The following is a 1,341-nucleotide window of genomic DNA, read 5'->3' as shown; positions in this document are numbered from 1 at the left end:
CGCATCTTTAGAACTGATTGCTCTGCACCTCCAAACTGAACACAAGCAATATGCAGCTCGCAGTACCATCCTCCGATATATCCATTCCATCGGAGTAACACGCAATGGCTAAAGGGCACTTCGCAAAATCAGAAAAACAAGCCGCTTCTGTCATGAAAGAAATGCAGGGGAAAGGTAATGCCATAGAATCGGTGGGAACGGCGAGGAACTACGAACAAGCATTGAAAACCTGTTGCGATTATCTGAAAGAGTTCAAGCTTGGCTCTCTAAGAGAACTAACCCCAGAACAAGCAAAAAACTACATAGAGTTACGCGCTCACGAATGTAAACAAAGCACAATCGACATGGATCGTCAGGCAATACAAACAATGATGCAGCATGTCACACATAAGTTAGAACCCAATCAAACACTATACCCACCCAAAGAGCTTCCTACATCTAAAAAAGAAACTATTGAAAACTCTCGTTCTTACACGCCAGAACAGGTCAATGCGATCATTCAGCATCAAACCGAGCAACACGCACTCTCCACACAACTTTGTCATGAATCAGGTCTACGCGCTCACGAGCTGCTCTCCCTACGACCTTCTGGTGAAGTGAATCCAAGCCCACGGGACGTACACCCAAATAAATTTGCCCACCTCCCCAATGAGTCAAAAACCTACACAGTTAACGGGAAAGGCGGTCTTATTCGTGAAGTGCAAATCCCCAACCATTTAGCAGAAAAGTTAGAAGAACGCAGACTCGATATGCCGCAGCAAATATCGGACAGAGGTGTGAATTACGAATCGCACTACAACATAGCCGGTGGACACAAATTCTCTGATGCGTTCAGCAAAGCGAGTTCTCGCGCTCTTGGGTACTCCAACGGAGCACACGGCTTACGCCATAGCTACGCACAAAACCGCTACGAACAACTGGCTAACCACTTTGAGCGTATCGATGTCATGACGATTATTTCTCAAGAGCTAGGGCATTTCCGCCCCGATATTACAGAGGTATACCTACGATGATTTGGGGATTTTTGACGGTAATTGTTGTGGGATTGGTATTGCTTTTTGCAGCACCATTTCTTGATTTTCTAACTCCCGATAGCACGATTTGGTTAGTAGACTTATCCAACTCAAATGGTCCTATTTTACTAGCACAAGGCGCAAAAACGCTCTGGTACCAATGGCAATCATGGGTTTACATATTCTTGTTTAGCCTCATGACAGCGTTCATTTTAGGTTTAATTTACAACGGCATTCGCACATTCGCAGATGAGTCGTTACTCAAAGCTAAGAAAGAATTAGCTAAAAAAACGAAAGAGATCGAAAACATAAAACGAGAATACCAAGG

At 44.3% G+C, this 1,341-nt stretch carries 1 protein-coding gene and 1 pseudogene; both read left to right on the top strand.

Annotated elements, in window-relative coordinates; all coding sequences use genetic code 11:
* Nucleotides 1–104 precede the first annotated feature (104 nt).
* Nucleotides 105–1,013 (top strand): site-specific integrase, encoded by a 909-nt coding sequence (locus R7035_RS25380; RefSeq protein ID WP_318146339.1) that lies wholly within the window; start codon nucleotides 105–107, stop codon nucleotides 1,011–1,013.
* Nucleotides 1,010–1,341: pseudogene (locus R7035_RS25375) on the top strand (hypothetical protein); the annotation flags it as partial. The gene R7035_RS25380 and the pseudogene R7035_RS25375, both read left to right, overlap by 4 nt.

The sequence above is a fragment of the Vibrio sp. 1731 genome (assembly GCF_033339955.1).
Classification (GTDB): domain Bacteria; phylum Pseudomonadota; class Gammaproteobacteria; order Enterobacterales; family Vibrionaceae; genus Vibrio; species Vibrio alginolyticus.
This window is presented reverse-complemented; position numbering and strand designations above follow the sequence as displayed.